This is a genomic window from Deinococcus indicus, assembly GCF_002198095.1.
Classification (GTDB): Bacteria; Deinococcota; Deinococci; order Deinococcales; family Deinococcaceae; genus Deinococcus; species Deinococcus caeni.
Genome location: NZ_NHMK01000034.1, coordinates 23306 through 30759, shown reverse-complemented (window position 1 = coordinate 30759; position 7454 = coordinate 23306). Strand labels below are relative to the sequence as shown.

8 protein-coding genes are annotated in these 7454 nt (G+C 69.5%); 3 read left to right on the top strand and 5 right to left on the bottom strand.

The window, feature by feature from the left end; translation table 11 throughout:
* The coding region (locus tag CBQ26_RS19520; protein ID WP_143342212.1) for an aminotransferase class I/II-fold pyridoxal phosphate-dependent enzyme at nucleotides 1-534 on the top strand (534 nt) is incomplete at its 5' end.
* 672 nt (nucleotides 535-1206) lie between these two features.
* Here the strand turns inward: CBQ26_RS19520 and CBQ26_RS19515 are convergent.
* The 3 genes from CBQ26_RS19515 to CBQ26_RS19505 all read right to left on the bottom strand — a co-directional run bounded on the left by CBQ26_RS19515 (nucleotide 1207) and on the right by CBQ26_RS19505 (nucleotide 4229).
* Nucleotides 1207-2439 (bottom strand): 2,3-bisphosphoglycerate-independent phosphoglycerate mutase, encoded by a 1233-nt coding sequence (locus CBQ26_RS19515; protein WP_088250272.1) that lies wholly within the window; start codon nucleotides 2437-2439, stop codon nucleotides 1207-1209.
* A 76-nt stretch (nucleotides 2440-2515) separates the two neighbouring features.
* The gene (gene trmH, locus CBQ26_RS19510; protein ID WP_055363854.1) at nucleotides 2516-3181 is read right to left on the bottom strand and encodes a tRNA (guanosine(18)-2'-O)-methyltransferase TrmH; all 666 of its coding nucleotides are present in this window, start codon (nucleotides 3179-3181) and stop codon (nucleotides 2516-2518) included.
* Nucleotides 3182-3212: 31 nt separating this feature from the next.
* Entirely contained in the window at nucleotides 3213-4229 is a 1017-nt protein-coding gene (locus tag CBQ26_RS19505) for an MBL fold metallo-hydrolase (RefSeq protein WP_088250271.1), read from the bottom strand.
* A gap of 107 nt (nucleotides 4230-4336) precedes the next feature.
* On the opposite strand from CBQ26_RS19505, the gene CBQ26_RS19500 reads away from it, so the two are divergent.
* Nucleotides 4337-4897 carry a hypothetical protein gene (locus tag CBQ26_RS19500; RefSeq protein ID WP_088250270.1) on the top strand — a complete coding sequence of 187 codons (561 nt, stop codon included), beginning with the start codon at nucleotides 4337-4339 and terminating at the stop codon, nucleotides 4895-4897.
* Nucleotides 4898-4925: 28 nt separating this feature from the next.
* Here the strand turns inward: CBQ26_RS19500 and CBQ26_RS19495 are convergent, their stop codons facing one another.
* Nucleotides 4926-6266 carry a deoxyribodipyrimidine photo-lyase gene (locus CBQ26_RS19495; protein ID WP_172418182.1) on the bottom strand — a complete coding sequence of 447 codons (1341 nt, stop codon included), beginning with the start codon at nucleotides 6264-6266 and terminating at the stop codon, nucleotides 4926-4928.
* A 67-nt stretch (nucleotides 6267-6333) separates the two neighbouring features.
* Nucleotides 6334-6984: a trimeric intracellular cation channel family protein gene (locus CBQ26_RS19490; RefSeq protein ID WP_088250269.1), complete on the bottom strand. Its 651-nt coding sequence runs from the start codon at nucleotides 6982-6984 to the stop codon at nucleotides 6334-6336.
* 154 nt (nucleotides 6985-7138) lie between these two features.
* Between CBQ26_RS19490 and rpmF the strand changes: the two genes are divergently transcribed.
* A complete protein-coding gene (rpmF, locus tag CBQ26_RS19485; RefSeq protein ID WP_055363851.1) occupies nucleotides 7139-7321 on the top strand; it encodes a 50S ribosomal protein L32 in 183 nt (60 codons plus the stop codon).
* The last annotated feature ends 133 nt before the right edge of the window (nucleotides 7322-7454 follow it).

Genomic DNA, 7454 nt, shown 5'->3' with positions numbered 1-7454 from the left:
AGCACCCTCGCCCCCCACGCCCCCATCCTCAACGTCGGCTCCCTCAGCAAGCTCTACTGGGCGGGCCTACGCATCGGCTGGCTCCGCCTCCCCCCCACCCTCGCCCCCACCCTCAAACAGGCCAAAACCCTCACCGACTTCGGCAGCAGCCAACCCGCCCAGCACCTCGCCCTCCACCTCCTCGCCGACCTCCCCACCCTCATCCACGAGCGCCGCGCCGCCATCACCCCCGCCCGCGACCACCTCGCCCACCTCCTGCACACCCACCTCCCCGACTGGACCTTCACCACCCCACCCGGCGGACAATTCCTCTGGATCACCCTCCCTGGCCCCACCGCCAGCGCCTACACCCACCACGCCGCCCGCCACGGCCTGCGCCTCTACCCCGGCGCCAGCATGGGCGTCACCCCCCTCCCCGACCAGTACCTCCGCATCCCCTTCACCCTGCACCCCGACCACATCCCCGAAGCCGTCAACCGGCTGGCACGGGCCTGGGCGGAGTTCACGAGCAGGGGGAGTGGGCGGCTGGCGTGAACTGGGCTTTCCTGATGGAAGGTGGGCGCCTGCGGCGGGCTTCCCCACCCCCCAGCCCCCTACCCCAGAGGGGCAGGGGGGGCTTACGTTGGCACTGGGCAGGTATTTCGCTGAGGTGGTCGGCGGGTTATCGGGCGGGGACGGCCACGCCTCACACGCCATCCTCCGATTTCGCGCCGTTCGCCCCGCGCGCTTCGCGCACGACGGGCCGCGTTGCCACGACGCCGGATGGGCCAGCCAACTTGGTGCGTGCCGCAAGGTTCTACTTTTTGGGCTTCCGCAGAAGCATGTTTTTGAAAGTCGATCAGCGGCGCGAAGCGTCCCACCGGTCACCTGACCGCAGACAGCCACCGGCCGTCGTGCGCGCAGCGCGCGGGCCTACGAGGGGGGCAGAGGATGGCGTCGAAGCCAGACACGTCACCGCCCCATACACCTCCGCCGCCCAAGTAGAACCTCTTGCCGAGCGCAGCGACCGCTCCCCCTGCCCCTCTGGGGTACTCGTATGAGCCGCTTGCGGAGGGGGCTGGGGGGTGGGGAAGCCCGCCGCAGGCGCCCACCTTACCAACAGAAACAGAGCAACCCCACCCCGCGCGCCCTCCAACCAGTAGCCCCCCAACTGCTAACAGAAAAGCCCCTCCCAGAGCGGGAAGGGCTGCGGGGCGCGTCTGTGTGTTACGCGCCGTACTTGTTAAGTTTGAGGGCGTTGGCCATGAGGAGCGGCATGAGGTCGGTGCCTCTACGCAGGCCGAGGCTGCCTTTCAGGGCTTCGTCTTCGGTGTAGCGCTGGGCGAGGTCACGGCGGCCGTAGTTGCTGCGGATGAGCAGGGGGACGGGGTGCCAGGAGTGCGTGGCGAGTTTGCTGGGGGTGCTGTGGTCGCCGACGATGGCGATGACGTCGGGGTTCAGGGCGAGGAGTTGGGGGAGCAGGGCGTCGAAGAGTTCGATTTTCTTGACTTTGGCTTTGAAGTCGCCGTCTTCGCCGGTGCTGTCGGTTTTCTTGACGTGGAAGTAGAAGAAGTCGTACTTGCTCCAGTTGTCGCGCAGGGCCTGGACTTTGCCGTCGAGGGCGTCTTCTTCACCTTGCACGGTGAGGACGTCCATGCCGACGAGGCTGGCGAGGCCTTTGTACATGGGGTAGCTGGCGATGCAGGCGGCTTTGAGTTGGTAGGCGGCGTCGAAGCTGGGGAAGTGGGGGACGTCGCTGTACCCGCGGAAGAGGACGCCGTTGACCTGCGGTTCGTCCTTGAGGGCGGTTTCGGCGCGCTGGACGAAGGCGTTGACGAGGTGGGCGGTTTTCTGGCTGGCGTCGTCGTGGGCCTGGGCGGTCATGGGTTGCACGCCGGTCGCCTGGGGGTCCACGTCGCTGAGGTTCGCGCCGAGGGGACTGCCGCCATTCGCGCGGAAGACGACCACGAAGCGGTGCTCCGACTCGGTGTAGATCTCGACGGGGGTGCCGTCGATGTCGGGGATGGCGGCCTTGAGCTTGGCGACGATCTCGGCGTTCTTCTCGTCGCTGGGGCGGCCCGCGCGGCGGTCCTGCACGATGCGGTCTGCGCCGAGGGTGGCGAAGTTGCCGCGCACGGCGACGTCACCGGCGCCGAGCTTCACGCCGATGCCGACGGCCGAGAGGGCGCCGCGTCCGACGACGTACTTCAGGGGGTCGTACCCGAAGAGGCTGAGGTGGCCGGGGCCGCTGCCGGGGGTGATGCCGGCGCCGACGAGTTCGATCTGCCCGAGCTGGCTCTGCGCGGCGAGCGCGTCGAGGTTGGGGGTGTTGGCGGCGGCGAGTTCGGTGTCGCCGTTCGTTTCGAGGGGCAGGCCGCCCACGCCGTCGAGGACGACCATCAGGATCTTGCTGTCGGTCGGTTTGGCGAGGTCGCGGATGGTGTCCAGAAGGTCGCTCATGCCTGTCAGTGTACGCCGGACACGAACGGCGGCGGGTCAGCCTATATGACCAGCGTGCGGGTGTGCCGGGGGCGGTTCAGGCGATGATCTGGCCGTGCTCGTCGAGGGCGGGGTACGCCTCGCCGCGTTCGCGGTAGGCGGGCGCGAGGTCCGGGTACGCCCATTCGAAGGCGCGGTCCGCGAGGGCCTGGGGGGTCAGTTGGGGTGTGTCGTACATCCCGGCGGCGAGGCGCTGACGCTGCGCTTCGAACAGAATGGTGGCGGCGGCGACCGAGACGTTCAGGCTCTGCACCATGCCGAACATGGGGATGATGATGTTCCCGTCGGCGGCGTCGGCGGCCTCGTCTCCCACGCCCCACTTCTCGGCGCCCAGCAGGACGCAGGTGGGGCGGGTGTAGTCGGCGTCGCGGTAGTCCACGCTGCGCTGCGAGAGGTGCGTGGCGAGGACCTGCACGCCCTGCGCCTGGAGGTCGCGGACGGCCTGCGCGGCGTCCTGGTGGCGGTTGACGGTCACCCACTTGTGGGCGCTGCCGCTCGTGGCTTCGAAGGTGTGGCCCTCGAATTCCGCGAGTTTCCCGCCCTTGGGCGCCACGGCGTGCGCCTCGAGGACGCCGACGGCGTCGCAGGTGCGGATGATGGCGGACAGGTTGTGGGGTTTGTTCACCTGGTCCATCAGGACGGTCAGGGTCGGCTGGCGTCGGCTCAGCACCCGCATGATTTTCGCGTAACGCTCCGGGGTCATAACGCTCCAGAGTACCGCACGGCGCGCAGGTTCAGGTGCGGGTGAACAGGCCCGCGCCGTCCTCGCGCGCAGTCTCGCTCAGGGCGCCCGTCGCGGTCAGGTATTCGGTCAGCGCGGCGGTCTGGTCGAGCAGCAGCACCGCCTGTATGGACCGCAGGCGCGGGTGCAGTGCCAGCAGCAGGTCGTGGATGGTCATGGGGTGCGTGCAGGCGGCGAGCAGACCGTCCAGTTTCTCGTGCGTGCGGGTGCGCAGCGCGTGGATGCGGGCGCGGGGGTCGGGCATGGGGCCGTCGTGGCCGCCCAGGGCGAGGGTCACGCCGTCCAGTGCCTCCACCCGGTCCAGCGACGCCAGGAACGCCGCGACGCCGCTACCGGGCAGGAACCGCGCGGGCATCAGCGGCGGAGAGTTCAGCGGCAGCAGGTGATCGGCACTCAGGAGCACCTCGTCCACGCGCAGGCAGATCTGGTTTCCTTCATGGCCCGGCGTGTGGATGACGTGCAGCAGGTCGTCCAGAACGTCCCCGTCGTGCAGGGGCGTGGCGACCGGAAGGGCGCGCGGCACGGTCAGGTTCGAGCCCCGGCGGCGGATGCGGCCGTCCAGTTCGCCCCCGGGCGGCAGGCCCAGCCACGTGGCCTGCGCGTCGGGCAGGGTCAGCCACGCCGCGCGGAGAGCGCCGGGCTGCTCGATGAACGGCACCGCCGAGTGGAACGCCGCCACGGGTGCGTCCGTGTGCTCCCGAAGGGCGCTCAGGCCGCCCAGGTGATCCGGGTGCGGGTGCGTGATCACGATCCGGCTCAGGGTGTCCAGGCCCACCGCCTCGCCGTACCCGTCCCGCACCGCCGCAAATCCGGCCTGAAGGTCACTCAGGTTGTTTGGGCCACTCCCGCCGGTGTCCACCAGGGCCGCATACGCCGGGGCGTGCGGGTTGCCGCGCACGAGCAGGTAGGCGTTCGCGCGGAAGTTCGGGAAGGCGCGCACGGGCAGGGTGTACACGCGCGCGCCGCCACTCGTCACGTACTGCGCGGGAAGGGAGTCCACGTCGGTCATGAGCGGACTCTAGCGGGTGTACATGCTCAGGACTCCCCCTCGCACGCTCCTCACGCTGGCCTCTCAACCCTCACGGAACGGTCTGAGGGGCGCGGTAGGGTCAGACCATGCACCTGCCACCTGCTGTTCTCGCGCTGGGCACCATCGTCAGCCTGCCGCTGCTGTTGATCGGTGGTTATGTCTGGCAGGCGGGGCTGGATCTCCACTCGCCTTCGTCCGTACGCGGGTGGATTGAACTGTGCGCACGTGGCCGTGAGGACGTCTTCTGCAAGGCTGCGCAGCGCGTGGTGCGTGACGTCCAAGGGCCGGTCGTCCTGATCTACCCCGGGGTGACCGGAGACCATGACCTGCTGGCGTCACTCACCCGCTGGAAGGGGCGGGTCCCCACCGCCGGGGAACTGGAGGCCCTGGTGCGAGCCAATCTCTTTGAGGCGGCGGCGCTCCAGACAGGCCAGATGAGGTCCCTTGATGGGCAGCTGCGACAGGTGACCTGTGATCTTCCCGATCAGCGCCGGGGCTGCAGCCTGGATGGGCTGCGCGTGGTCCGGCGGGCAGAGCCATGGAACGATGGTGCGCTCTATCTTCCGGCCGCTCAGGAGAATCGGCTGGACTTCCTGGCCCCACTGTCCTCTCTGTCACCTGTACCTCTGCGGAACGGGGGAGGTTGACCCTCTCGCCTGAGGTGCCGAGCGGGGGTTATTCCGCCCACTGCCGGGCGTACTTGTCGATGTCGAATTTGCGTTTCAGGCCGCCGGCGTTCATGTAACGCACCGTGCCGAAGATGGGGCGGCGCGTCCAGGGGCGGTCGTGCAGGCCCAGGACCCAACCGATGCCGGCGTAACTGTTCGGGTCGCGGCCGTCCTGTTCGTGGCGGTTGTTCAGCCACAGCATCTCGGTATACGCCTGCTGGGGGGTGGGGGTCCATTCGAGGATCTTCTTGCCCCAGTACATGCGCATGTAGTTGTGCATGCGGCCGGTGCGGGTCATCTGGCGTTGCGCGGCGTTCCAGTACGGGTCGTGCGTCTGCGCCCCGTCCAGTTCGGCGCGGGTGTAGGTGGACTCGCGGCGGTCCCCGGCGTGTTCTTCCAGGGTGGCGCGCGCCCAGCCGGGCAGGCCCTCGTAGCGGTCGTAGTGGGGGTTGTAGGTGCAGAGGTTGAAGCTGAGTTCGCGCCGCACGATCAGTTCTTCCAGGAAGGCGTCCGCGCCGGGGCCGCCGTGTTCGCGGGCGGCCAGGGCGGCGCTCAGGGGCGAGAGGTGGCCGTAGTGCAGGTGGGCGCTCAGGCGGCTGCTGCCGTCCACGGTGGGGTCGTTGCGGCGCGTGTCGTAGGGGTCGAGTTTGCGAGTGATGAAGTCTTCCAGCAGGTCGTGCGCGGCGTTCTCTCCGCCTTCCTCGTCGCCGGGGGGGACGCTGTGGTCGATGGGCAGGGTCTTCAGGAGGCGGGTGGGGTCGCGGACGTCCTCGCCCGCCTCCCAGTCGCGCGTCTGCTTTCTCAGGTCGTGGGCGTCCAGCGGGACGAGGTAGTCGTGCCACAGCCGGTGGATCTTCGGGCGGATGGTGCGCGCCGCGTACTCCTGCTTGCCGCTGACCACGCCCACGGGAATGACCGCCTCGGATTCCACCTGCACGAGCGGCACGTCCAGCCGGTCGGCCAGCCACCCGCGCCACTCGCGTTGCAGGCGGGTGTAGCCCACGTCGGTCACGACGAGGGCCGCCCCCTCGCCCGCTGCGTTCAGGGCCATCTCGGGCGGGCTGCCCAGGGTCACGCGCAGCGGAATGCCGCGCGCGGCGAGGTTGACGCGCAGGTCCCGCAGGCCCTCGAGCAGGTAGGCGTAGTGGCGGGCGTTCGCCTCGGGGTAGCTGGGCGTCAGGCCGAACACGGCCACCAGGGGCAGATTCAGGCGGTTGGCCTCGCGCACCCCGTACTCCAGGGCGTGGTTGTCGCGGGTGCGGACGGTGGCCTGCACCCACAGCAGCACGAACCCTTCCCGGCGGGGCGTGCCGGGCCGCAGGACCTGCACGCGGGAGTCATGGATCATGCCTTGAGGTTGTACCAGTCCCGGCAGGCGCCGGACGGTGGGAAGGCTTACCTGCGTGCGGGGCCGTTCAGCTTCCGGGCAGGCGGCGCACCGGGAGTTTCACCCAGCCGCGCCGGGACAGCCAGCGCAGCGCGACGACCACGGCCGCACCCGCGAACTGCGCCTGGAACGGCGTGACGTGCGCGTGCAGCAGCCACACGGTCAGCGCGCCGGCGGCGGCGGCGGTGGCGTACAGCTGGTCGCGGCGGTACATGACTTCCGGAACCTCGTTGGCGATCAGGTCGCGGATGATGCCGCCGCCGACCCCGGAGAGCATCCCGGCGAACACCACGCCCAGCGGTCCCAGCCCGATGTTGATCGCGCCGACCGCGCCGGACGCGGCGAACAGGGCCAGTCCGGCGGTGTCGAACACGCTGAGGGTCCGTTCGAAGCGCGCCAGCCGCTCCCCGAACGCGAAGGCCAGGGCCGCGCCGGCCAGGGCTGCCCACAGGTACGTCTCGTCCCGCAGGAACAGCGGCGGGGTCTGTCCGGTCAGCGAGTCGCGGATCGCGCCGCCGCCCACGGCGGTCACGCAGCCCAGCACCAGCACCCCGAACAGGTCGAAGCGTTTGCGGACGCCCAGCAGCGCCCCGGACAGCGCGAAGGCCAGCACGCCGATCAGGTCCAGGGCGTGCAGGCCCGTGGCCAGCGTGATCGGAGTCCACTGCAGTTCATGCACCCGTCAACTGTACCGGAGTGGGCGGGCGGCGGCGCGGGTGCATTGGCAGCGTGCGGGGCGTCTGTGCTATACTCCCCGCTGTTGTCTCGCCCGTGCGCTTTGGGCAGAGAATCGCGCCCCGGCGAGAAACGCCGTGCGGCCCAGGAGAAAAATCATGGCCAAGCACCCCGTTCCCAAGAAGAAGACCAGCAAGAGCAAGCGCGACATGCGCCGCAGCCACCATGCCCTCGTCGCGCCCAACCTGACCGAGTGCCCCCAGTGCCACGCGAAGAAGCTCAGCCACCACATCTGCCCCAGCTGCGGTTACTACGACGGCCGCCAGGTGCTGGCCGTCTGAGACGCGCCACACCGGACACGCGCCCTCCCACTGCGGAGGGCGCTGTTCTTTTCTGCTCGGCGCCCGGTATGCACTCCAGGTCAGCCCTCCGCCCGGCAGCAATCCGAAAAATGCCCTGCCACTCGCACTTTCT